Below are 24,686 nucleotides of genomic sequence, written 5' to 3'. Positions count from 1 at the left end.
TGGGCTGTCGCTCATGGCAGGTAATTCGGCCGTTGAGTCTGGCGACGACGCTGTTTGCGAGCATGCACTGTTTTCACTGAATGGCACGGTAGCAACAGCCGAGCTACTGCTAGAGCTAGAACTGGAGATCGAGCTGGAACTAGAGCTAAGGCTGGAGCTAGAGGATTCGGAGCTTGCAGGTACAGAACTGGAAGATTCTGAGCTAGATGACTCAACGCTCGAGGATACTGAACTGGAAGATTCTGAGCTAGATGACTCAATGCTCGAGGATACTGAACTGGAAGATTCCGAGCTAGATGATTCAATGCTCGAGGATACTGAGCTGGAACTAGAACTAATGCTGGAACTGGAGATCGAGCTAGAGCTACTCGAACTCGAGTTATCACCTGGCGTTAACTCTTCACCTGTACCGCCCCCTATAGGGGGTGCCGAGGTGAATTCGCCGGTAATTGTGCAATCTTCGCTCATGGGTTGAGTATGGTAACGATCTCCCTCAAGGTGGCCGTTACAGCCGCTGATGCTCGCCAGGCTCAACCCTTCCGGCACGTGAACGTTGAACCAAGTGCTAAACCCTTCTGTCACGTTGCGCTCGGAGGGATAGATATTGCCTTCGCCAGTGTACTCAACACGGGCGGTATAGCGCTCAGCGGGCAGCTCTTGCTCTGGTTCTGCCTCTGGTTCTTCGGCAACGGCGGGAGGTTGGTTGGTGCCGCTTGAGCCACCTCCTGTATCCGTGCCCGAGCCGCCGCCACAAGCGGCTAGTAAAAAACTGCATAAACTTAATACCAGAACTTTAATTCCCACAGCCTGCTCCCTGTTTTTGCTTCGCTATTCGATTAGTGTTGGCCAAAAATGATTGTCTATTTTTCTTGTGACAGCGCTACCATAATCATCTAATGGAAGATGAGTCGCTTTTCGGAGGCTAAAGCATTTCAGATAAATTGATTTAATTTGGGCTGATAGCGTTATCAATATCGTGAGGTGTATTGTATTGATTTATTGAATGAACAAATGTGAGCCAGTACCCACAATAATGGGATCTTCGTTTGACAGCTGGTATCGAAAGAGTTAACCAATAGTAAATCCATACGCCACAGACAACGTTGTCCGTGGCGAAACGGCTTCAACGCTGGTAAGCTTTGCTCACTGGAATAACATTAATGAGACACTCATGCCCGTTGGGCTTGAGCTAGCCTCCCTATAACAGCAATAAGTGCGGAGATGATGTATGACCGAGCAGCACGTATACCCGGTGCCGGACGCCTTAAAAGGGTTGGCCGCGATTGATAAGGATCGCTACCAACAGATGTATCAGCAATCGGTAGAGCATCCAGATCAATTCTGGGCGGAGCAGGCTGAGGAGCTTCTGGACTGGAATGAAAAATGGCACACAGTCAGTAAAAGCGACTTAAAAAAAGGCGAAGTTAGCTGGTTTTTAGGAGGCAAGCTTAACGTCAGTGTGAACTGTATTGACCGTCATTTGGAATCGCGCGGCGATCAGGTGGCGATCATTTGGGAAGGAGACGACCCCACCGAAGATCAGCTCATTACCTATAAAGAGCTGCACGAAGAAGTGTGTCGCCTGGCCAATGTGTTGCGCGAGCGCGGTGTTAAAAAGGGCGATCGTGTTTGCCTGTATCTACCGATGATTCCCGAGGCTTGCTATGCCATGTTGGCTTGCGCGCGTATCGGTGCTGTGCACTCAGTGGTATTTGGCGGCTTCTCTCCCGACGCGTTGAAAGATCGTATTAACAATGCCGATTGCCGCGTGCTGATCACCGCTGATGAAGGTTTACGCGGCGGCCGCAAGGTGCCACTTAAGGCGAATGCCGATAAAGCGTTGGCTGGCTGCCCGGACGTACACACCTGCCTGGTGGTGAAACGCACGGCGGGCGATATTGCCTGGGACGATAACAGAGATGTGTGGTATCGCGATGCCGTCGAGCAGGTGCCGGCCGAGTGCGAACCTGAGTGGATGGACTCGGAAGATCCGCTCTTTATTCTCTACACCTCCGGTTCAACCGGTAAGCCCAAAGGCGTGTTGCACACTACCGGCGGCTACCTATTGCAAGCCGCTATGACTCACAAGTATGTTTTTGATATACGTGAGGGAGATATCTACTGGTGTACGGCGGATGTCGGCTGGGTAACCGGGCACAGTTACATTGTTTACGGCCCTCTGGCCAATGGCACCACGAGCTTAATGTTTGAAGGTGTGCCTACTTATCCGGACGCTTCGCGTTGCTGGCAGGTGGTCGACAAGCATGGTGTTAACAGTTTCTACACGGCGCCTACAGCGGTGCGCGCTTTGATGGGGGCGGGTAATGATTTTGTCACCAAAACTTCGCGCAAATCTCTGCGTATTTTGGGCAGTGTTGGCGAGCCTATTAACCCAGAGGCCTGGGAGTGGTATCACAAGGTGGTCGGCGACGAGCGCTGCCCGATTATGGATACCTGGTGGCAGACCGAAACCGGTGCGCATATGATGACACCGCTGCCCGGGGCTACTGACCTTAAACCTGGCTCCTGCACCATGCCCTTTTTTGGGGTGCAGCCCGTACTGTTGGATGCGGAAGGCAATGAGATCGAGGGTGCGGGTGAGGGGAGCCTCGCCATTAAGGCCAGCTGGCCGAGTCAAATTCGCACTGTCTACGGTGACCATCAGCGCTGCATTGACACTTATTACTCAACCTATCCGGGTTACTACTTTACCGGTGACGGCGCGCGGCGCGACGAGGACGGCTACTTTTGGATTACCGGCCGGGTCGACGACGTGCTTAATGTCTCTGGTCACCGCATGGGTACGGCCGAGGTGGAAAGCGCGTTGGTATTGCACGACAGCATTGCCGAGGCGGCCGTTGTCGGCTATCCACACGATATTAAAGGGCAGGGTATTTACGCTTATGTGACACCTATGAACGGTGTTGAGCCCGATGATGAGCTGAAAAAGGCGCTGCTGAAGCTGTGCGTGCAAGAAATTGGAGCCATTGCTAAGCCCGATATTATTCAGTGGGCACCCGGCCTACCGAAAACGCGCTCGGGTAAGATCATGCGCCGCATTTTGCGCAAGATTGCGGCCAATGAGCTGGATACTTTAGGGGATACATCAACTCTGGCCGACCCTTCAGTGGTGGATGAGTTGATCGAGCACAGGGCCAATCGCTAGCAGGAGGAGCTGGCCCGGTTGTTCCGCCCGCCGTCCAGCGGCGGGCGGCCGTTGCCCGCTGACGGGAAAAGATACCAACTTTTTAAGCGTCGGGCAGGTTCGCGCCGGTGCTTTTTGTAGCTTAAAAAGAGCGATCCGAGGCGCGAGGAAAGCTGGGAAAAACATTCTCGGCGGAAATAGTGGCGCGGAACGTGGAATCTCTGAGGCCTGACGTCGGAGGCAAACAGTAAGAGATGGGCCGGGACGATAGGGGATGTGGCTGGCGCTCCAACCTCTCAAAAACGCTGTTGCTGCCTATATTTCCGATCCGGTTCTAACTCCGGCTGGGTGATGCCACGGGCTTGATCGGTCGTATAAATACGTATGATTATATCTTGCAAGCGCCCCGTCTAGGCCTCGATGGCGGGGCACGAGTGCGTGAAATTTGGCGCTCGATGTGAGCGATTTTACATTTCTTTGAGCTTCGCTTTCGCCTGAAAGCAGCATCTTACCCCTTGCTTGGCGCATAATAACTGATACTCATTACCCTCATGGTAATCGGTAGCGACCGAGCTGCCGTATTCCACCGTGTTTGGGGGCTTGTATGAACAATGAGTCACCGCATCCATCAGCCGGAGATACTGAATGAGCAATGCCAAAGAGCCTCAGCCCGCCATGCCCGTCAAACAAATGCTAATCGGGTGCGTCTCGGTCATAGCGGCGGGGCTACTTGCCTCCTATGCCATTGTCAAAAGCGAGCCCGAGGCGCAGCGCGAAGGCGCGACCAAGCGCACCGCCATGCTGGTGGATGTGTTGCCGGTCAGCCGGGGTACTTATCGCCCGGTCATTGTCAGCATGGGTTCGGTGTCGCCCTCGCAGGAGGTCACCCTGCAGCCGCGAGTGAGCGGCCGGGTAAATGCACGTTCGGAGAATTTCCGTCCGGGCGCTTTTGTAACGAAAGACGAAGTGTTGGTCACCATTGACCGGGCCGATTACGAGATCGAGCTCGCGTCTCGCCAAAGCGAGTTGGCCCAGGCTCAGGCCGCGCTGGAAATCGAGCAGGGTGAGCAGGTGGCGGCCGAGCAGGAATATCGTCAGCTGGGGCGTAATCTGCCCGCCATGCAAGAGGCGCTGATACTTCGTAAGCCCCAGCTGGACGCGGCCCGGGCCGAGCTCAAGGCGGCCGAAGCTCGGGTGGATAGGGCTGCGCTGGACTTGCAGCGCACCGAAGTGACCGCCCCCTTTGACGCTCAGATCGTCTCCCGCGCGGTCAATGTGGGCTCTCAAGTCGCTCCGGGCAATGCACTGGCTCGATTGGTGGGTATCGAGCGCTACTGGGTTGTGGCGACCGTCCCTCTGGCAAAAATGCCCAATATTGATGCGGTGGATGAGTTGACCGTGGAGCTGCGCGATCGCTCCGCCTGGCCGGAAGGGCAAATACGCGAAGGTAAAGTTCTGTCGCTGGTCGGCGAGCTGGACGAGCAGTCGCGGATGCTCCGCATGCTGATTGAAGTGGATGACCCTCAGGCCCGCAACGAGGAGAACGCCGGCAAGATGCCGCTGGTGCTGGGCAGCTATGTGGAGAGCCGTATCACCGCCGAGCCACTGCAAGATGTGGTGCGCCTGAAGCGGGAATACTTGCGCAAAAACGATACCGCGTGGGTGTATCAGGACGGTGAGCTCTCTATTCGGGAGCTGGATATTGCCTTTATGGATGCCGAGCATATTTATGTGCGCGACGGGCTCAGTGATGGCGATCGTGTCGTCACCACCAACCTCGCACGTATCCAGGACGGTGCCGCACTGCGTTTGGCTGAAGGGGCACAGTAATGAGTGCAGACAATCAGAAAGGTCCGGTATCGCACGGCCCCATTGAGTGGATGGCGCGCAACTCCATCGCGGCGAACCTGCTGATGATTATTTTGCTGGCGGGCGGTTTGTACATGGCATTTGCCATGCAAAAGGAAGTCTTTCCCGAGTTTGAAATCGATGTTGTCGAGGTGGATGTCCGTTACCCGGGCGCATCACCGGAAGAGGTGGAGCAGGGCATCTTGCAGCCCATTGAGAGCTCGGTGCGCGGCGTGCAGGGTATCAAGGAAATGACCTCAGAGGCGCGCGAGGGCTGGGGCCGGGTCAGCCTGGAGCTGGTAGCGGGCGCCGACCGTATGAAAGCGTTTCAGGAAGTCGACCAGGCGGTGAACCGCGTTCGCACTTTCCCTGACGACGCCGAAGATCCAGAAGTGCGCATTCGCGACAATTTGCGTGAGGTCATGGAAGTCGGTCTCTATGGTGACATTGACGTGTGGAGCTTGCGCAAACTGGCGGAAAACCTGCGCGACCGCTTACTGACCGAGCCCGAAATCACCCAGGTGGATTTGGGGTGGGTGCCGGGTTATCTCACTCATGTGGAAATACCTCGCGAGCAGTTGCGCCGCTACAACCTCACGTTGGGCGAGGTAGCGCGAATGATTGAAGCCTCCGGTCGCGACGTGCCCGCCGGATCGGTGGAAACTAGCCGGGGTGAAATACTGCTGCGTATGAACGAGCGCAAGCAGTGGGCCGAGGAGTTTGCCGGTATTCCGGTTGTCACGACCGAGTCCGGGGCGAGAGTCACCCTGGGCGATATCGCCAACATTGATGATGGCTTTGAAGAGACCGGTTTTCACTCGCAGTTTAACAAACAGCCATCGGTGGAAGTGAATATCTTCCGGGTGGGTAATCAATCGCCGCTGGAAATTTCCGCCGCCGTCGAGCGCGTGTTAAAAGAGCTGGATACCACGCTGCCGGAGGGTGTCCATCACCGAATTGACAGCAACAACGCCGAAGACTTTAGCGACCGTTTAATGTTGCTGCTCGGCAATGGCGGGTTGGCCATTTTGATTGTGCTCACCATTCTGACCATCTTTCTGGAGCTGCGTCTGGCGTTCTGGATCATGATGGGGATGACCATTTCGTTTGTGGGTGGCGTGCTGTTTATGCCCGCGCTGGGGGTGAGCATCAACATGATTTCCATGTTTGCCTTTTTGGTGGTGCTGGGCATCGTGGTGGATGACGCTATCGTGGTGGGCGAGAATATTTACGAGTACCGACAGCGTGGTTACGGCCGGTTGCAGGCAGCCATCAGTGGCACGAAAGATATTGCCTCACCGGTGACTTTTACCATTCTTACCACGGTGGTGGCTTTTATACCGGTTATGTTTATCCCCGGTACCACGGGCAAATTTTGGTGGCCGTTTCCCGTGGTGGTGATTACGGTGCTGCTCATCTCTTTGGTAGAGGCGTTGTTTATTCTCCCGGCCCACCTGGCTGAGAGTGGTAAGGGCCGCAAGGGCAAGCTGGAAAATTACGCGCACGATCGCCAGCAAGCACTGGCGAAGAAATTCAATGCCTTTGTGCAAAACCGCTATCGGCCGTTTGTGGAAAAGTGCATTCGGGTTCGGTACTTCACAATCAGCGTGGTCGTGTCAGCACTGATTATCGCCGGTGCGTACGGCACCAGTGACCATATGGGCATGGTCATGATGCCCCGCGTGGCCGCCGATGAAATTGAAGCTGGCGTGCGCCTACCTGTGGGTACCACTTTGGAGCAGGCGGCGGAAGTGGCCAATGCTATTACCGAGCAGACCCACGAGATGTTCGAAAAGCATGACCTGTACAAAGTGGCCGAGGGCATAAAATCCAACGTGCGCGGCAAGAGTTTTATCGATGTGGAAATTGTCATGCTGCCCCCGGATGAACGGGACGTAACCGCCCGAGAAGTAATTGAACTATGGCGCAATGAAATTGGCGATATCGAGGGGGTAGACCAAATAACCTTCGAAGCCGAGCGCGGCCCCGGCGGTTGGCGTGATGATTTGAGCGTGGACTTGAGCCACACCAATACCGACCTTCTGGCCGAAGCCAGCCAAGTGTTCAAAGCGCGGATGGAGGAGTACGCCAACACCCGCAACGTCAACGACAACTACAACAAAGGCAAACTGCAATATAACTTCACGCTGCGCCCCGAGGGCGAGTTGTTGGGTCTTACACCCACCGAGGTGGGGCGCCAGGTGCGCGATGCCTTTTATGGGGCAGTGGCCATTCGCCAGTTACGCGGCACCAACGAAATTGAAGTGCGTGTAAAGCTGCCCCTGGAGGAGCGTCGCCAACAGCACACGTTGGATGATTTGATCATTCGCACTCCCTCCGGCACAGAAGTGCCTCTGTACGACGTAGCCGAGCCGCACCTGGCTGAGGCGTTTAGTTCTCTCAGCCGTCGCAATGGTCGCCGCGTAATTAACGTCGGCATGGATGTAGAGCCGCAAAGTGCACTCGGTCAGGTGTCCGTTGCCATGAAGGAGCAGGTGCTGCCGCAGTTGCGAGCGGAATATCCGGGCTTGACCTGGACGTTCCGCGGCAGTGAGTCAGAAATGCGCGAGTCTACCCAGGTGCTCTGGGGCGGATTTGGCATGGCCATGTTTGTGATTTACTCGCTGCTCGCCATCGCGTTTCGCAGTTACCTGCAACCACTGATTGTGATGATCGCTATACCCTTTGGCATCATCGGGGTGGTAATAGGTCACCTGATGTTGGGTTACGACCTGTCGCTTGTGAGTTTGATGGGTATTGTGGCGCTGTCCGGAGTGGTGGTGAATGGCTCGCTGATTATGGTGGATCACGCCAATAAAACCATGCCCAATTACGAAAACGCCTATCAGGCTATCTGTGATGCCAGTGTGCGGCGTTTCCGCCCCATCTTCTTAACCACACTCACCACCTTTGGCGGGCTTTCGCCCATTATTATGGAAACCTCGCGTCAGGCGGCGCAGCTGATTCCGATGGCTATTTCCCTCGGCTTCGGGATCGTTTTTGCCAGTGCCATTGTGCTGATTGTCGTCCCCTGCTTTTTTATGGTGTTGGATGACCTCAAGCGTTGGCGGGAGCGAGCGAATGGGGAAGGTCATATATCTGACGACGGAGGAAGGTAACAGCCGGTGGGTGGTTGACGAGGGGCTGGTAACGAACAATTCCGTCACCCGTCACCCGTCACCCGTCACCGTGTTTATGTCGCCCGAGCTTGGAAATAGAGCACGCTGCCTCTGACTGGCGAAAGCGGCCGACTGAGTTTCAGTGCAGGTTAGCGAAATCCACGTAACCAACCGGGACAGCGCAATAAAATAGCTAAAGTGTTAATGCCACGCCCCTCCAGCAGGCTCTGGCATAGGGAGCGGCAATCTGAACCGCACCGTTATTGCGAGTGTTGCCGGCGCGGCCCACTTAAGAGCGCCGTATCAAAAGATGCTTTTGGCGATGAAGTACTTGTCTAGTAAATACCGATTGAGGGGCGAAGTGGGCTCGTATTTCAGCAAGTAGGTGTATTGGCCTGTATGGCCCGGGCGCTCCAACTGCCGTACAACGCTTGCGCGGCAATAGGTTGTTTTTGGTTTGTCGGTGGCATTTCTGGATCTGCGAGCCGAGGTGTCAATGCGCAGCTGCAGTACCAGAGGCTCTTCCGGCAGGGGCTGATCACAGTAGACGCGGGTCCACTCGTCGCTGATATCGCCCAAAACTACTTTCCCTAGCCTTTGCCTTTTCATAGCGTGTACATCGGTAAAAAGCGCAACTTCTACCCCCACTGGGCTGACGCGCTTTAGGCGGCGACGTTCGCGGGTTTTACCGGCGTGGCGGAACATTACGCAACGCTTTAGCACCGAGCGGCTCGCGCGCTTTACCAGTCCGAAGCTAAGGTGACTGAAGGCATAGATCACCACGCCTAGCTCGTGTAACAGCCCTTGCTCGCGCTGACCGTAGTTGTTGTCGATGGTTGCTCGCATGCGTTTGGGCGCGCTGTGGGGTGTAAACAGTTGAGAGTACCCGAGAACGCCAGGTTTGACTGCGAAGCGTTTGTCGTAACCCGGAATTTGCGCGCACTGCGCCTCGTATACCGCCTGGCGCTCCGGGCGCGGCCCGAAAAAAGCCATATCTCCGCGCAATACATTGTATAGCTGTGGCAGCTCATCGACGCGCACATCGCGCAAGAACTTACCTAAGGGTGTGTGCAGCTGGTGTTGGTGATTGAGCAGCTGAGCGCCAAGCTGGCTTTCCGCATCGGGTACCAATGTACGAAATTTGTACATCTGGAAGGTTTCTTTGTGGCGCCCCAGCCGGTCGCCACGGTAGAAAGCCGGCCCACCATCTTGCAATTTGATTAGCAGTGGCAGAACGATAAACAGGGGCGACGATAACACCAGCAATAACACGGCCAGCAGCTTTTCCAGCAGCCAGTCGAGCGCGCTTCGCAGTTTGCGCGTGCCTTTGGCGGGCGGATCAGTGCGTTTGGTGTTTTTCTCAAGGGACTGAGCGAGCATAGAACCTCTGTTTTTTGTGATGTATCGCACATTTTGTCTTCGTTTTAGGATTCTGAGTGACGCATAAAAAAACATCAACCCCTAATTGGCGCTTTTTGTGTGATTTTTGGTCGCCATGGGTAAAATGCAGCCTGCCGACCGGTCGGTTCGCTGCGGGGAGGGAAAGTGGTGGATATGCGCAAGCGGCCAGAATAGGGCCTTAGTGCATGCCGGGAGGGTGGGTCCAGTCGGTCCAGCCCGCATTTTTCCCGGGCCGGCTTGGCACCGGGGCAGGGAAGTTCTCGCTGTAGTAGTAATTGATTAGGTGGGGCAGCCAGGTGTCATCGCCTTGCGCGGGATAGTCAGCGTGCACGTGTAGCCAGCGAAAGGCTCGCAACAGTGCACGATCCTCCCATTCCCAAACCGGATAGCCGGCCCGATCCAGGATGACAGCCTGTGCCAGTGCGCCCTGTAGTGCTGTATAGACATAATTTTCTTTTGGTGGTGGCCAAAGAAATCCACCGCTGCGGCGCTGATCGTCAGGCAGGGCGCCGTCGATGGAGTAGCCTTGTTTGGTCGCGCCTACGGGGTTTATACCCCGCGGGCGTAGAGGTTCGGCATGCCAGCTGCGGTCTTTGAAGCGAAATCCGGAGTAGAGTGTGCGGTCGCCCAGCCAGCCTCTAAACACCCGCGCTGCTCGGGCAATCTCCTCCTTGTCCCCTAGGTAGGCGGCGACGGCCAATCGGCTGGATCCGGCAAAAGTGCCCCAGTTGTTGGGGCGGCGCTCGTGGGTCGATCGCAGTGTTTTTCCTGAGGGGTATTCACGCTCGGGTAGCGTTGACAGCCAGTTGCGAAAGCGCTGCTCTTGTTCGCCTTCAAGACCCACTAGATCCGCCGCCAATACATAAGCGAGCAGCTCCTTACCAAGATCCAGAGTTCGGCCTCCGCGCTCGGTGCCAATCGCCATCATGCAGGTGCTGATCACACTTCGGCGCAGATGCTCACCCCCGGTACGTGCGTAGACCAGCGCCCGCGCCAGAACCTGCACATTGGTCGGGTCGTTTTGATCGGCAAGGTTGGGGATTCCGAGGGGTTGGTTGGCGGCGGTCAGCAAATTTTCCCAGGCCGGACCCTCAGTGGGTAAAGCGAGCAGTCGATTTCTATCAATCCAGATGTAGTGCGCGGGAAGGACAGGTGCGCTCGAATGCCAGGTGCGTTTTTCGCTCTCGGCGACCGTAAGTTGGAGACCGTTTTCGCGCCACTTATGAGCGATCAAAACGGTCAGTGTTGCTGCAAGGGCCAGCACGATCGTCAGGCGCATTGTCCAGGCTCGGGACATGGCTTCACCCTCTGCTTACTGTCATTTAAGGAAAGTACTAGTGTATACTTAGGCGACAGCCGAACCCAAGCAAACTCTTCATTTTAACGCTTCTAACGGTCGGTATGTTGTGTATTATTAGACACTTTTGCTTGCCAGCGATTAAGGCAAGTTGGTAGAGGAACCTCTGATTAACTCCTTGTGGTCTCTGCGTAATCGGGCGCGGAGCAGACACAAGGCGGCAATCGCCGTTAATGGCCGTAGTCCTTAGCAAGATTGCCAACGCCGAGAATGCTCGCGCCCTTTGGGGCTTTCAGGAATTCTCGCTGACAGCGTCGCTTAGAGCGCCTACTTTTGGTGTACTCACTTGCCGGGCAACCAGCCTGACTCGATCGCACGCCTTGCCAGCAAAAATTCCTGAAAGCCAGCGGCCGCAAGGGGTTGATCAGAGGTTTCTAAAAACGTTTCGGCCAGACTCCGGGCTTTACGTGGCGGAACATGGCCGGTTAGATCGTGCGCCTTTGAGGATCATCCAAGTATGTCGAGCAGCATCAGCGTTACTGTTATCGGAACCGGTTATGTCGGCTTGGTTCAAGCCATTTGCTTTGCCGAAATGGGCCACAGGGTTTGTTGCCTGGACATTGACGAGCAAAAGATTGCCCGCCTAAATCGCGGTGAGGTGACAATCTACGAGCCTGGTCTGGAAGAGCTTATCCGCAAAAATACTGCGGCACGGCACTTATCTTTTACCACGGATGCTTCTGAGGCAATCGACTCCAGTCGGCACATTTTAATTGCCGTGGGCACACCTTCCGAGGAAGACGGATCGGCCGATTTGCAGCACGTACTCAAGGTAGCCCAAACCATTGCCGAGCATATGAGTGAAAGCAAGCTGGTCTATGTTAAGTCCACCGTGCCGGTCGGCACCAACGCGAAAGTGAGCAACACAATTCATCAACGGCTGGTGGAGCTGGATAAACAGCACTTGGAGTTCAGCGTCATCTCCAACCCTGAGTTTCTCAAAGAGGGCGCCGCTGTGCAGGATTGCATGCGCCCCGATCGCATTATCATCGGCTGCGAGGACACTGCAGTTTTCGATGAAATCCGACACTTGTACATGCCGTTTAATCGCAACCATGACAAAGTCATGTTCATGGATTGCGTGTCAGCAGAGCTGACCAAATATGCCGCTAACTGTATGCTGGCGACCAAAATTTCCTTTATGAATGAAATGTCCCAAATTGCCGAGCGGGTGGGGGCAGATATTGAACAGGTGCGACTCGGTATCGGCGCCGACCCACGTATTGGTTACCATTTTATTTATCCGGGCTGTGGTTACGGCGGTTCGTGTTTCCCTAAAGACGTCAAGGCCTTGATCCATTCCTCGCGCGAAGTGGATTTTGAACCACAGGTTCTCGCGTCGGTTGAGGCTGTGAATCAGCTACAGAAAACCCATCTGTTGGAGTCGGTAGACAGCCACTTTAAGGGTGACATAAAAGGTCGTACTTTCGCGCTATGGGGGCTCGCCTTTAAGCCTAATACAGACGACATGCGCGAAGCGCCGAGTCTACAGATCATAAAAGGGTTGTTGGATGGCGGTGCTCGTGTTCTCGCGTATGACCCGAAGGCGGCCGACAACTGTCGTGCCATTCTTGGCGAAAACTCGGCGATCACCTATTGCGATCATAAAGAGGACGCCCTTGATGGCGCCGATGCATTGATTGTGTGCACCGAGTGGAACGAATTCAAAGCCGCTGATATGAACTCCCTATCGCAATTAAAGCAAGCCATTCCCGTGTTCGATGGTCGCAATATCTTTGATCCCGATTACATGCGCTATCAGGGGATTGCCTATTACGGTATCGGTCGCGGTCTCAGCGTAAGCAAGCGAGCACGGTAGCGACCTCGTTGAAGCCTCAAAGTGGCCCCAGTCTAAAAAGGTTGATCATGTCGTACAAAAACGTCTTTGCACTAAGTTTTGCTCTGATTCTGACCGCTGGTTGTTCGCACTACCACATTGGCATGTGGGTGGCAGAAGACGGCGCCGTACCCGATGCTGATCAGGACGGTGTTGCCGATGACAGAGACGATTGCATAAAAACTCCCCTTCAAACGCCCGTCGACGAGCGCGGATGCGTTATTGACGATGACAGTGACGGAGTTGCCAACCTCCTTGATCTGTGTCCCGGGACACCGCCGGATACGGTTGTGGACAATGAGGGTTGCCCCGTCGAGCAAGACAGCGACGTTGCAATCGATGCGTCGGATAACTGCCGCGATGGAGTCGAAGCAGACGGCAAAGACTGTGATTTAAAGTCCGGAGAAGATGATCCCTTTGCCGGCGCGGACGACGCACTGAGTGACTGCCGGGCCGTTTGGGAGAGCGGTGACAACGCTCGCTGGGGGTGCGCCGAGCTGTCCGCTATGCTGCCCTCTCTGAGCAACGTGCACTTTTCTCTCGATAGTTGGGAGTTAATGCCAGAAGCGTTTCCGCTTCTCGAACAAGTCGTCATGCTTTTGCAGGCTCAACCTGAGATACTTTTGAGAGTGATTGGTTACACCGACAATCAGGGTAGCGAAGAATACAATATGGAGCTTTCTCGCCAGCGTGCGCAAACGGTAGTCGAATACCTGGTCGCCCGCGGAATTGATCCAACTCGACTTGAGGCACACGGGCGTGGAGAGGCTGAGGCTGTCGCATCTAATGCTGACCAATCCGGGCGCTCGCAAAACCGTCGGGTAGAATTCGTCGCAGGTTACCGCCGGCTATGATAGTAGTATTTTGGATTGCGGTGGCGATTCCCGTTGCGGTCATTCTTGGCAATCCTCTTCTGTTATGGCTGAATGTTCGTTTTGGCAAAACTTCCAGGGTTCAGTCCTCCACTGTCGACGAAGGCGCCGAAAGGCAAAGATTCGCCATGGTCACTGTGGTTAAAAACCCCTCGCAAGAACTCCTTCAGCAAAAACTGAAAAATACCCAGGCTATTGATGGGCTGCAGCAATGGGTGCTTTATCACGACGGCCCGGCCCCAGATTTCATAAAGCAAATCGCGGATGCGTTGCCAGCTGTGGTGTCGCTGCATGAGTCCGGGGAGGCAATGGGGAAAAACGCAGTCCTCAATCTGGCGCTCAGGGAGTGCCAGGGCGATATTATAATTTTTAGTGATATGGACAGTCTGCTTGAGCCCGACTGTGTTGCACGGTTGCAGGAGCACTTCAAAGACCCTCAAGTTGGTGGTGTTTGCGGTCAGCGAGAGATTGGGGAAAAAGGGCAAGACTCGAGCGCGCAGTCTCTGTACATCAACCTCGACTCTTTGATAAAACGCTGGGAGTCTCAGCTGGGGCAAATCACGTCCAACGACGGTAAACTCTATGCCGTACGTCGATCACTAACCCGACACATCCCGGATGGCGTTACGGATGATCTATATAGCGGTTTGAGTGTGATTCGCTCGCACCGGAAAATGATTTTTGACCAATATCTGGTTGCTCGTATACGTATCCCCTCTCGCACGCTTAGCCACGAGATTGAGCGCCGTCGGCGTATCGTCTGCCGGAGTTTGAGCGGAATGTGGCACCACCGGGCATTGTTCAACCCGGTGTCGTTCGGTTTCTTCGCTCCCCGATTGTTCATCAACAAGGTGCTCAGGCGTTTTATCCCCCACGCAGTATTGCTAGCCGTCGTCGCTGTGGTAGCAATTAACCTCTCCTCCCCCGGGAAAGTCGCGGCGCTGGTGGTGGCTATCGCGCTGTATCTCACTGTTACGCTGGTGGGCTATTACGGGCTTCTGCGCAATCGTTTGCCCGGCTTGCTAAAAAAATTAATCAATACCAACGCGTATGTTGCTGCTGGTCTGTATGGAACGTTTCTGGGAACTTGTGACTTTTTCCTGGGCCGCAAATACGTCATGTGGGTACCCAAAAAGAACTGATAGACACTGAGATCCTATGCCTCACACAATCAGCGCCATAATACCGACCTATAATCGCCCGGATAGCCTTGACGATTGTTTGCAGTCCATTCTCAAGCAGACCCGGCTGCCAGACGAACTCATAATCGTTGACGACGGTGACCTGGGTGGCTTTCCCTTGAAAGATCAGTTTGAGTCGGCGGGCGTGAAGTGTGTCTATGAACAAAAAAACATACCCGGCGTCACCGAATCTAGAAACCGCGCCGCTGAAATAGCCACGTTTGAGGTGTTAGTTTTTCTCGAGGACGATGTTGTGCTGTTCGACGATTACATTGAACAGCTGGTCAATACCTTTGACACCTGCAATGACGATACCGTCGTCGGCGTTGGCGGCATTATTGAAAATGATTGGTTTCGGTATCCTAAGGATCTATTTGAGTATTTGCCCTTTTTGCTGTTCGGCTTGACAGGGCTGCGCGAGGGGAAGGTTAAACGCTCGGGCTTCGCTACCGATTACGGAAAAACACCCTGGCCAATTAAGAAAACCCGATCAGTTGACTTTCTTTTGGGTGGGGTAAGCGCCTTTAAGAGATCCGTTTTCTCCGAATTCCAATTTTCAAACCGCTATAGAAGCGCCAGTGGTTACGGGCAAGGGGAGGACAAGGAGTTTAGTTACCGTGTTTCGCGCAAGTACCGATTACTGGTCAACCCCAGCGCGCGCCTTTATCACTATTGCGCCCCCAAGTCGAATTTCAACTGGGTAATCAAAGGGCGCGCGTTTGTCCTCTCTCGCTACTATTTTTTTAGGGACCAAGTAAGGCGAACTCCGTTCGATTGGCTGTTTTTCTGGTTCGCTTTGTTTGGTTATAGCCTCTATCGGATCGGTATTGCGCTCGTTTCTTTTAAGAAAAAAGAATGGCGCCGAGTGCAAGGTATTGCAACCGGCCTGCTGGATATCTGTAGGGGGAGGTCACTGGACTCGCTATAGCGCCAATCCGGGTTTTCTGAAGATGGCAGGTGGCTTTAACGAGCGTGAGTAAACTCACTTGTATTTGCTTCAGCTGTCTGAAGCGCATCAAATGGATCAGTGCTCTTTGGGTGTATAAAACAGGCGGGCGAAAGCCGCCCCTGCCACAGAGGTGTGTAGCCCCAGCGTTGTTTCAGCCCGAATCATCAGGTATATTTTGGTGATTAACATACCTCCAAAGGCGGCCCAAGCAGCGCCCGTTATACCGTAGTGGGGAATCAAGGCAAAGCACAGGGCCGCTTTTATGCAGACGCCCAACATCAGACCCGATGCCGCGATTTTTGCGTAATGAGTCATCAGCAGTAACATGGCAGAGCTTCCAAAAGCCGCATTGACGAGCTGCGTTGCTGCTAGAATAGTGAGCGCTGGTGCTGCTGTCGCAAACTCTTTGCCCCACAAACTCAATATCCATTCGCCCCAGATAATCATTACAGCCGCGACCGGCAAGGATAGCGCGAAAACCAATCGCGCAATGGTGGTGAGCTTTCGTTGCAGCGCCTGGTGCTCCCCATTGTGATACAGCCGAGCCATGTGGGGCTCAAAAACGACATTGGCTGAGGCAAACGCTAAAACAATTAGCTCCGCCAGTCGGTAAGCGGCATGAAAAACCCCGGTTTGCGCCGGTGCCATTAGCAGGCCAATCAGTAGAATGCCGATGCGAGTGTTGAGGTTCTCGAACACCCCGGTAAAAATAAGCGGTACCATGCTTTTGCGCCATTCACGCGATTCGTGCTTTGCTTCAACGCCGTCAAGATACTCGTTGTACCGCCCACGAAACAGCCATCCATACAAGAGAGCGGCAGAAGCCGCCGCCAGAATCTGCATAGCCATGGCCCAGGAGGCATTAAACGATTCGTCGAGCAGCCACCAGGTAATAAAGACATAAACCAATAACAACAAGGGCCGAAACAGCAGCTTCGGTGCTTGGCTGGCAAAAACAGAGCCTGCGCTTCTTAGCAGTCCATCTTTGATTCGGTTTACGCCCCAGATAAAGGGCAGCACGGCAGCGACGAGGTATAGGGTGTAGTGGCCTCCTTCTGTGCGGTCCTTCAGGAAAAAGGCGCATAACATCAGTACGGCGGTGGAGAAAAAACCACTGATACATACCACTTTTCCCAGCATCTGAATCATACCCTGAAGGTAGTCGTACCGGGTTTGTTCGAGATAAATCGTGCCGTTTCTTATGGCGACGGTTCGCAGGGCGAGAAAAACCGGCTCAGACAGAAGCCCAACAAGGGTGAAAACAAAGATGTAGCTCCCATAGTCATGAGTCCCCAGAATGCGGGCGAGGATAATGCTCGTTATGAACATTAAGCCGAGGTTGATCAGTTTTAGCGCCATTGTGAGTGCGCCGCCCTTTAACAGTCGTCCCCTCATTTTTTGCGGCTCGGTGGGTCGGGCTGTGAATGAGGCGCGGTGCGCCCGCTATTGCCTTTTTCCGTAATTTGGTCAATCAGAGCCTGCCACTTATTCATGATCTGATGGCTATTAAAGTGTTGAGCTCTCAGGGCGGCCTTCTCACCCAACTGATTTTTTAACGTTTTATCGTCGAGTACCGCTTTCATTGCGTCAGCTAGCTCTAGCTCGGCATGGTTCAATGGCGTTGACGGTGCATTGACTCTCTGCGATAAAGGCGGCGTGAGTACGCCGTACGCGGCATAGTCACATGCATTTGTTTTGACGCAGGGGTTGGTATCTGGTGCCAGGAGCTCACGAGGCCCCGAATAGCAGTCTGTGGAAATCACGGCTTTGCCTAGCGCCATAGCTTCCAGCAATGCATTGGGAAAGCCCTCCGAAAATGACGATAGAACAAATACACCGCAACGCTTAATGTAAGGGTAGGGGTTTTTTTTATGGCCCAAGAAGAAGATGCGGTCCGACAATTCCAGTCGCACCGCCAGGGTTTTCAGCTCATCTTCCAATGGGCCGCCGCCCAACAAAACCAGTTTCGCCTTAGGGTTTTGGTGTGCCACACTCGAAAAGGCGCGCAGCAAGGACGCTTGCCCTTTTACGGGCACCAGCCGTCCGCACGTTAATAACGTTTGTTCGTCGAACAGTTGTTCGTCTTCGGCACTTAGTGGCTCATTCGCGCGCCGGTGAACATCGTCACCGATAAAGTTGTGGATGACTGATAATGAGTCTGCGTATCGTGGGTACAAATTTTTGAAGCTTTCGGCGGACTCTGCTGAATTGAAATTAATACATTGAGCCCGGGTAAGCAAAAAACGGTATCCCCAATACACCAGTTTTCGCTTCAAGGGCGTTTTATCGGCCAAGGCCATCTCGATGTGTTTTCTTATGGAGAGGACCCGGGGCGTGCGCCGACTGCCGAGCAGGCTGAGTATGTTCGCTCGCTCCATAAAGCTGATCACTAGATCGAGCTTTTCCGTGCGCACTTCTCGTTCCAGGCGACCCCATAAAAAGGGTATAGCCAGAGCTTTACGGAGAGTGCTCCGTCTGGAGCCGTGACGCCCTAAAATCGTAATATGTTGGCGTAAGTCTGCCCCGTCCTCATCGGCGAGTGCCATATCCTGATCTGTGTCCAGACAGTACAGTCGAGCGTGCGTGCCTTTAAGCAGCAGCGCTCTGAGCAGTGACACGGCCATACGTGCGGCACCGCCGGGCTCAAGTGTGCCAATGACAATGCCGATGCGCGGTGCTTGTTTCGGTAGGTTGTCGGTCATAGTGTTTTAGGGGCTTGTCGCTCGTGCGTCGGTTTGGGCCTCGCTCGAAAGTGCTTCGGTCTTTGCCAGCGCGAATCTCAGTGCAACCACGGAGAGCGGCAGAGCCAACAGAAAGTACTTGTGCTCTATCCCGCTTTTAAAGAGAAAATAAAACAGCACCACTACCAAGCCGAGCTTATAGGCCCCTACGAGGTGCGCTGCTTCATACAGGTGCTTTTGCAAAAGCATTTTTTCCGCGTTCCTGAAATTCAAATAGGCCTTGAGAAGGAGGGCAGCGAAAAGGCAAAGCCCCAAAATACCGCTGCCCACGGCCACCTCGAGATAAGTATTGTGTGCCGGCCGTTCTATCATGTCGAACCAGCGCGTCTCTTCCGACTCTACCCACAGCTTTCTGAAAGCGCTTGTTCCCCAGCCTAATATTGGTTTCGCCTGGATAGCATCGAAGGCGACGATGACGTAGGATGAGCGCCGATCAAGTGACTTGTCTTGTGTTCCTTCGGTGACGAGCGTGGCCTGGCGCTCGAAAAATTCTTCCGGGATCATGGTGCCGATCACCAACAGCCCTATAGTCATGCCCGCGACCACTAAGCCTAAATAGCGCACCTTGAAGTGAATTCGGTATTGATATGCCAAAAGGCCGCTGACAACCAATAAATTCAAAAAACCGCCGCGTGAGACTGTGCTTACAACGCCCAGTACCATCATCAGAGAAGTGCCGAGGCCCAGCAGCTTTATCAGGTTGCGTTTTCCGTACACAGCCCAGTGCACCGCAACGGGTAGGGCATACACACACATTAATGCCATATTGTTGGCGCTAATGGTTCCGCCGTAGGCACGCTCTGTACCCTCTTGCGAAAATGCCTCGACATTGAAAAAATAACCAAGCACTGACAGGAGCGCACCCAGTCCCATGCTTAAGCCAATTGTCCAGGGTAGAAACGTTTCAAAGCCTCGATCGCTTACCAGAAGTAATACAATCATAAAGTAAATGGAGGCTTGAAATAGTACGACCATTCCGGACCAGGCTTGATCTGGGTAGGGTGATAAAAGTGTCGCCAAAAGGTTGGCGAGCAGAAATAGCACCCATGGTATCCAGATGTTGGCGCGCAGCCTTGTGGGTGGGCCTTTTAACGTCCCAAGATAGGCACCGATTAAGCCCAGCAAGCCGGCTGTCAGCAGCCAGTCGAGCTTCATAAAGTCGGGCCCGGGTAACTGGCGCCATCGAAAGAAGGGGATGGAGGCAATAATCAGGTAAAACATCACCTGAGGGATCGGGTGATCCATCGCGATGCGATTACTCGACATGCCGATCGCGCTATTTGAGTAGGCCGGCCTTCCCCGCATCGTCACCGCAACTATTACTTGGAGTAGTCAGGGACGGAGAACAGGTACGCCACTTGAGTGTAATTGGTAACATCCTCCGGTCGCTTAAAGCGATGATCAAAAAACTCGATTAAAAAGCCAGCGGTCATACCTAACATCAATCCAATAATCAGACACAGCGGAAGAAGATTTCTGGCGTTGGGGAAAACCGCCTTGTTTCGAGCGTAGGGCTGTTCCACAACACCGACAGTAAACAGGTGGTCGGACTTGGTTTCGTTGCGGATCTTGGCTTCTCGGTGTCGGGTGGCAAACGTCTTGAACGAATCTTCCATGACGTCGCGCTCCCGGTCGAGCCGTTTTGCCCTTATGGACTGCTCATACAGTGTACGATTTTCAGTGTCGATTGCTTCCAGTCGCGTCTCCACTTTACTGGCTTGCTCTTGGAGAGCTTTCAGCTCAGCTTGCTCCTTTTTGATATTGCGCGCTGCTTCTTTCTTAAAGACATCGTAGAGGCGATTGAGCTGCTCTTCGCTCTTTATGACTTCGGGGTTATCCGCAGTATATACCTTCAGTAGGGCTTCTCTCTCGATTAAAAGATCCTCGATTTTTTTCGAAAAATCGCCCAGCACCAAATTGGGGACGGCGGTAAAAAAGTTGAATCCCTCCTCTTGCAGAGAGCGCTCAAGGAATGTCACATAATTGTTTTTCTCGATCAAATCACCTTCGAGCTTGCCCAGCGCTTTTCGAAGATCACCCCGCATTTCAATATTTTGTTTGATGCGGTCTCTTAGCTCGCTCTCTCCCGCTCCGCCCGATACAGCGATAACGTCGTTTTCCAATGCCTCCAGCCCATCGCGAAAAGAGTCGAGTTGATTTCGGAAAAACTCCTCCGTCTCTTCCGGGTTGAATACCGTTTGTCGCTGTTGAATGTACTCTTCGAAAATGCTGTCGAGTAAGGCCGTTGCCTTAGACGGATCATTCCATTCGACGGCAGCGCGAATGACATACGAACGGGGCACCAAAGATGTGGCAAGGCGCTTTTGGACATCGCGTACCATGCTCATTAAAGATTCTTCATCGGTCGGGTCAATGGGAAAACGTTCATCGTCCTGCAGGCGCAGCACGGCTCCGCGAATTACATCCTGAGAGCGAAGGATTTCCATTTCGGAGAACAGGTCGGTCTCCCCGTAACTGTTGACTTCAGCATTGACGTCGGTTAACGAGCCGCCCTGGGCCTGCAGTACCTGGTTGCCTTTCAAAATCAGGGCACCATTGGCGCGGTACGCAGACGGATACAGGATTACGATCAATATGCCGAGGACAAGCGCGGCAATGGTGATCCCCAGAATTGTCTTCTTGCGGATGAAAAAAATGGTGATGAGTTCGCGTAAGTAGTCCTGAGTTTGCATACTGTGCTCGTGTTGTGTTTCGTCAGCCTGGGTTAGCCCGCTTGTGACAACCGCATCAATCGTTACTGCGGTCGTCTTTAATGCGGGTGTCGTTGATGTCGTAACCGATAGTTAGTCCTAGGCCGCGTAATAGGAAGATATCGGAAATTTCATTCATCAACTGTGCCGCGCTTGAGATACGAGTCCTTGGGACCAGCAGAATGTCTTCGGGTTGGAGGTAGAAGTTGGTCGCCTGGGCGCCGAAGGTTTCCATATCTTTAATGTTAAACCGGTGAGCATGGAGGCGATCGCCCTCGCGCCGAAAGACCACTACGTTGCGTGTTTCCGCCTGGCGTGTATAGCCGCCGGCTCGAGCCACAGCCTGGACCACACTGATCGGTCGTACAACTTTATAGCTGCCGGGGTCCTCAACTTCTCCAAGCAGGTACACATTGGTACCCGTCTGTTCGTGCATGAATAAATCCACCTGAAGGCCCGGCATGTATTCCTGGTAGTCGCGCCCCAACTCCTTGTAGACTTCCTCGACACTGCGCCGGGCAACGTAATAATCCCCTATCATAGGAAAAGTGGCGTAGCCATCAGGGCGTACCTTAATAAGCTTACTCAAGCCTCGACCGGCTGTATGGAGGTCTTTACGCAACTGCTCTACGCGAGCGTTGAAGTTTTTGATCTGGACAAAGATTTCCGGATCTCGGATGTATTTTTTGTACTTCTCGTTAAGCTCCGATCGTACTTGTTCTACGGTTTTTCCGATCACTGAGTACGAACCCAGGTAGGGCAAGCTGATGGTTCCATCCGGTAAAACATCCTGCGACTGGTCTAGCTTTGATAGATTGACAAACTGAACACTAACGGTGTGATACAGAGTAATCGGATAGTGCTCCTTCTGGCTCCGCACCAAGTGATAGACGACGTCCAGTGTATCGCCGGGGGAGATAAAGTAGTTTTGAAAGACGGGAAAGTCAGAACCGATTTCGAGCGTCGCCAGTTGTTCGCCGGGGCGTCCTTTGGTGTGGTCGATAACATCGGTATAATCGAAATTGCCGTCTTTGTTGGCGTCAGCGGGAAAATCGTCCTCGTAGCTGGAGGCGCAGCCCACTAGTGCAGCGAAGGCTACCCACAGAAAACAAACTTTGGTTGCAAGCTTTATCATACCGGCCATTTTTTTATGCCTCCGCGCTTTAACGCGTCAGCCATTTGTAAATTCGTTTGGGAATGTGAAATTTTCTTTTGTTAAGCGCGACCCCTAGCAGCTTTCCCTCTGCGTTTCGAACCTTATCTTCCGCGCTTTGTACAACCTCCCATTTGGTCTGTTCGCATGCAACCGTTAAAATCATGCCGTCGAACAGTGGCGCCATCTGAGTCGCTTCAGAAGAGCTGAAGATTGATGCGCCGTCCACGATAATGTAATCGTATAATGGCTTGGCAGTGTCCAGGAAGCTTTTCATCCTCTCACTGGACACAATATTTGGTCCGGCGCTCAGTGAGTCGCCTATAGCTAAAAAATCCAATTCGGAATAGCGGGTAGCCACTAGCGCTTGCTCAAGCTCCACCTTGCCATCGAGCACGTCGACCAGCCCGGGGGTGGAGGGACATGAAAAAAGCTCGTGGAGACGAGGATGATTTGTATTGCCGTCGACCAATAAAACCCGGCCGGCACCTGCGACAGAGAGTCCGTAAGCCGCATTGAGCGAGCATGTGGTTTTGCCCTCGCCATCGAAGCAGCTACTGACGTATATGAGCCGCGGGTTATCGGCTGCCGATGCCAGGTTGCCCCGAATCATGCCTAGCTCGCGCCTATTGCGCTCCAGTTGTCGCTCGGTGTGCTTGGATAGGCTTAAACGTGCGTCGCGTGTTTCATTTTGTCCATCTTCTGCCGCGTCCTCTTGCTCAGCCTGCGGGTCAAAGTTTGCGTGATCTGGTGCATTTGCGCTGTCCGGTAGCGCTTCGGCCTCTGGCTCAATCTGCGGTTCGGGCTCAACGTGATCTGGTGCCTTTGAGCTGTCCGATAGCGCTTCGTCCTCTTGCGCAATCCGCGATTCGGGCTCAACGTGATTTGGTGCATTCGAGCCGTCTGATAATGCATCGGCCTCGGGTGCGTTGTGGCGATGTCCGTTTTGATCCAACCACTCGGCCGCGTAGCTGTGCGATGGATGCGAGTGGTCTGCTTGTGCGGCGTTGCGCTGCAGGAACAGCTCGGCATAGCTTTGCTTTGCAGGTTTTTGTTTTGTCATAGTGAATGCCAGCTGCGCCCTAGGTTATCCGTTGTATATTTCACTTAATGCGTCTGGCAACACAGCGCCGTCCGCAAAGGCCACAATGGCTATTGCTGTAAGCAGTACGACAACGGTAGCACGCCAAATCCAGGTCGCCCATGGCGCGGCGGCGCCCAGGTCAATCTTAGAGCGCGGCGGCTGCTTGCTACTCGGGTCTGGTGAGTCATGGGGTTCGCTATCTGCGGCGTGCGAGTTCAACGGCTCGCTGGCATCGTCGGCTTGTGCGTAGAACTCCGGCTGTCCGGCGCTCAAATCGGACTTCAGGTCGTCTGCGTGCTCTGACAGCGAGGCGTCAATGGGTATAGATCGGCCCATCATTGGCGCGGAATCCACACCATTGACTGCGGGGGCGTCGATTACAGGCGGCAGCGGTTGCAAGCCCAGGTGTTTGGCTCCTTCGGCAAGAATGGATCGGTCAATGATCTCTTTGCCCAGTTTGTCACCAATCAGAATGCAATTGTCGCAAAGATTGTTGATTCTACGGGGCAGGCCCTCGCTCAGTTTGGTTATTTCCCGGATCGTGTCGTCGGGGAAAAAGGGAGACCCCCGCATGCCGGCCTCCAGCATCTGAAAATAGATGTATTCCTTAACCTCTTCAAAGCTCAAGCCTTCCAGGTGAAATCGACGCTTTATCCGCTGGTCAAGTGACTCTAAGTCGGCTGATTTCAGGCGCTGATAAAAGTGTGAATGCGCAAATAGAAATAAACGGACGGGAAACTTACCTTCCACATTGTAATTGGCCAACATGCGGATCTGATTAAGTGTGCTGGCATCGTATTCCTGAACGTCATCCAGCAGAATCACCAGAGTGTCGTCTGGGTTTTGCTCAAAGTGCCGGTAAATATGACTCGCCAGTGTCTCCTGCTTGGTAACGGAGCGGGAGACCTTCAGGTTTAGCGCGGAGCAGGCTTGGCGCAGCATCTCGGCGTAGTTTTGGGCTGGGGTTGAGACATAGACAAAGGGCTGCTCTGCGCTCTCTTTGAGGTGCTCGACCAGCTTGAGACACAAGAGTGTTTTGCCGGCACCGTAGGGGCCGGCGACAATCAAATGTGGCTCTGCGGATTTGAGTGCTGATTTGAGAAACTGCCATCCCTTGGTGTGGTTTTCGGACTCGAAAAACAGCTGAGGGGAGGGCTTGTTAAGAAAGGGCTCCGAGGCTATGGCGTTAAGGGTTGTATCCACGTTAATTCGACTACCTTGTGTCAGCTGGGATACCCCAGGCGTAATTGTCTCCCGCAAGGATTGGCAGGGAGATAGTCAGACCCGA

General features: G+C 53.8%; 18 protein-coding genes. 9 read left to right on the top strand and 9 right to left on the bottom strand.

Features of this window, described 5'->3' with window-relative positions:
- The first annotated feature begins 13 nt into the window (after positions 1-13).
- The 5 genes from QWI17_RS13505 (at position 14) to QWI17_RS13485 (ending at position 8,112) form a co-directional block, all read left to right on the top strand.
- Positions 14-475 (top strand): hypothetical protein, encoded by a 462-nt coding sequence (locus QWI17_RS13505; RefSeq protein ID WP_302723042.1) that lies wholly within the window; start codon positions 14-16, stop codon positions 473-475.
- A 2-nt stretch (positions 476-477) separates the two neighbouring features.
- Positions 478-717, top strand: a complete 240-nt coding sequence (locus tag QWI17_RS13500) for a hypothetical protein (protein ID WP_302723041.1) — start codon at positions 478-480, stop codon at positions 715-717.
- A gap of 511 nt (positions 718-1,228) precedes the next feature.
- On the top strand, positions 1,229-3,166 hold the full coding sequence (gene acs, locus QWI17_RS13495; protein WP_302723040.1) for an acetate--CoA ligase: 1,938 nt from the start codon (positions 1,229-1,231) through the stop codon (positions 3,164-3,166).
- A gap of 624 nt (positions 3,167-3,790) precedes the next feature.
- The gene (locus QWI17_RS13490; RefSeq protein WP_302723039.1) at positions 3,791-4,975 is read left to right on the top strand and encodes an efflux RND transporter periplasmic adaptor subunit; all 1,185 of its coding nucleotides are present in this window, start codon (positions 3,791-3,793) and stop codon (positions 4,973-4,975) included.
- A complete protein-coding gene (locus QWI17_RS13485; protein ID WP_302723038.1) occupies positions 4,975-8,112 on the top strand; it encodes an efflux RND transporter permease subunit in 3,138 nt (1,045 codons plus the stop codon). The genes QWI17_RS13490 and QWI17_RS13485 overlap by 1 nt, the downstream gene beginning before the upstream one ends.
- Positions 8,113-8,415: 303 nt before the next feature.
- Here the strand turns inward: QWI17_RS13485 and QWI17_RS13480 are convergent, their stop codons facing one another.
- Positions 8,416-9,492, bottom strand: coding sequence for a sugar transferase (locus tag QWI17_RS13480; protein WP_302723037.1), 1,077 nt, complete (start codon positions 9,490-9,492; stop codon positions 8,416-8,418).
- Positions 9,493-9,691: 199 nt separating this feature from the next.
- On the bottom strand, positions 9,692-10,810 hold the full coding sequence (locus tag QWI17_RS13475; RefSeq protein ID WP_302723036.1) for an alginate lyase family protein: 1,119 nt from the start codon (positions 10,808-10,810) through the stop codon (positions 9,692-9,694).
- Between the two features lie 517 nt (positions 10,811-11,327).
- Here QWI17_RS13475 and QWI17_RS13470 point away from each other — a divergent pair.
- From QWI17_RS13470 to QWI17_RS13455, 4 genes are read left to right on the top strand one after another with little or no spacing between them, the layout of a single operon-like run.
- Entirely contained in the window at positions 11,328-12,689 is a 1,362-nt protein-coding gene (locus QWI17_RS13470) for a UDP-glucose dehydrogenase family protein (RefSeq protein ID WP_302723035.1), read from the top strand.
- Positions 12,690-12,736: 47 nt separating this feature from the next.
- Positions 12,737-13,561 (top strand): OmpA family protein, encoded by an 825-nt coding sequence (locus QWI17_RS13465; RefSeq protein WP_302723034.1) that lies wholly within the window; start codon positions 12,737-12,739, stop codon positions 13,559-13,561.
- The gene (locus QWI17_RS13460; RefSeq protein WP_302723033.1) at positions 13,558-14,721 is read left to right on the top strand and encodes a glycosyltransferase; all 1,164 of its coding nucleotides are present in this window, start codon (positions 13,558-13,560) and stop codon (positions 14,719-14,721) included. Before QWI17_RS13465 ends, QWI17_RS13460 begins: the two co-directional genes overlap by 4 nt.
- Positions 14,722-14,737: 16 nt before the next feature.
- Positions 14,738-15,688 carry a glycosyltransferase family 2 protein gene (locus QWI17_RS13455; protein ID WP_302723032.1) on the top strand — a complete coding sequence of 317 codons (951 nt, stop codon included), beginning with the start codon at positions 14,738-14,740 and terminating at the stop codon, positions 15,686-15,688.
- Between the two features lie 96 nt (positions 15,689-15,784).
- Here QWI17_RS13455 and QWI17_RS13450 read toward each other — a convergent pair whose 3' ends face one another.
- The 7 genes from QWI17_RS13450 to QWI17_RS13420 are packed head-to-tail and all read right to left on the bottom strand — an operon-like array spanning position 15,785 to position 24,601.
- The gene (locus QWI17_RS13450) at positions 15,785-17,104 is read right to left on the bottom strand and encodes an oligosaccharide flippase family protein (RefSeq protein ID WP_302723031.1); all 1,320 of its coding nucleotides are present in this window, start codon (positions 17,102-17,104) and stop codon (positions 15,785-15,787) included.
- Positions 17,101-18,411, bottom strand: coding sequence for a glycosyltransferase (locus QWI17_RS13445; RefSeq protein WP_302723030.1), 1,311 nt, complete (start codon positions 18,409-18,411; stop codon positions 17,101-17,103). Before QWI17_RS13445 ends, QWI17_RS13450 begins: the two co-directional genes overlap by 4 nt.
- Before the next feature lie 6 nt (positions 18,412-18,417).
- Positions 18,418-19,716 carry an O-antigen ligase family protein gene (locus tag QWI17_RS13440; protein WP_302723029.1) on the bottom strand — a complete coding sequence of 433 codons (1,299 nt, stop codon included), beginning with the start codon at positions 19,714-19,716 and terminating at the stop codon, positions 18,418-18,420.
- A 53-nt stretch (positions 19,717-19,769) separates the two neighbouring features.
- The gene (locus QWI17_RS13435) at positions 19,770-21,143 is read right to left on the bottom strand and encodes a GumC family protein (RefSeq protein ID WP_302723028.1); all 1,374 of its coding nucleotides are present in this window, start codon (positions 21,141-21,143) and stop codon (positions 19,770-19,772) included.
- Positions 21,144-21,198: 55 nt separating this feature from the next.
- Positions 21,199-22,305 (bottom strand): polysaccharide biosynthesis/export family protein, encoded by a 1,107-nt coding sequence (locus QWI17_RS13430; protein ID WP_302723027.1) that lies wholly within the window; start codon positions 22,303-22,305, stop codon positions 21,199-21,201.
- Between the two features lie 19 nt (positions 22,306-22,324).
- Positions 22,325-23,377 (bottom strand): CpsD/CapB family tyrosine-protein kinase, encoded by a 1,053-nt coding sequence (locus QWI17_RS13425; RefSeq protein WP_302723026.1) that lies wholly within the window; start codon positions 23,375-23,377, stop codon positions 22,325-22,327.
- A gap of 24 nt (positions 23,378-23,401) precedes the next feature.
- On the bottom strand, positions 23,402-24,601 hold the full coding sequence (locus tag QWI17_RS13420; RefSeq protein ID WP_302723025.1) for an ExeA family protein: 1,200 nt from the start codon (positions 24,599-24,601) through the stop codon (positions 23,402-23,404).
- Between the last annotated feature and the right edge of the window lie 85 nt (positions 24,602-24,686).

Source organism: Gilvimarinus gilvus (assembly GCF_030518155.1).
GTDB classification, from domain to species: Bacteria; Pseudomonadota; Gammaproteobacteria; order Pseudomonadales; family Cellvibrionaceae; genus Gilvimarinus; species Gilvimarinus gilvus.
This window is presented reverse-complemented; position numbering and strand designations above follow the sequence as displayed.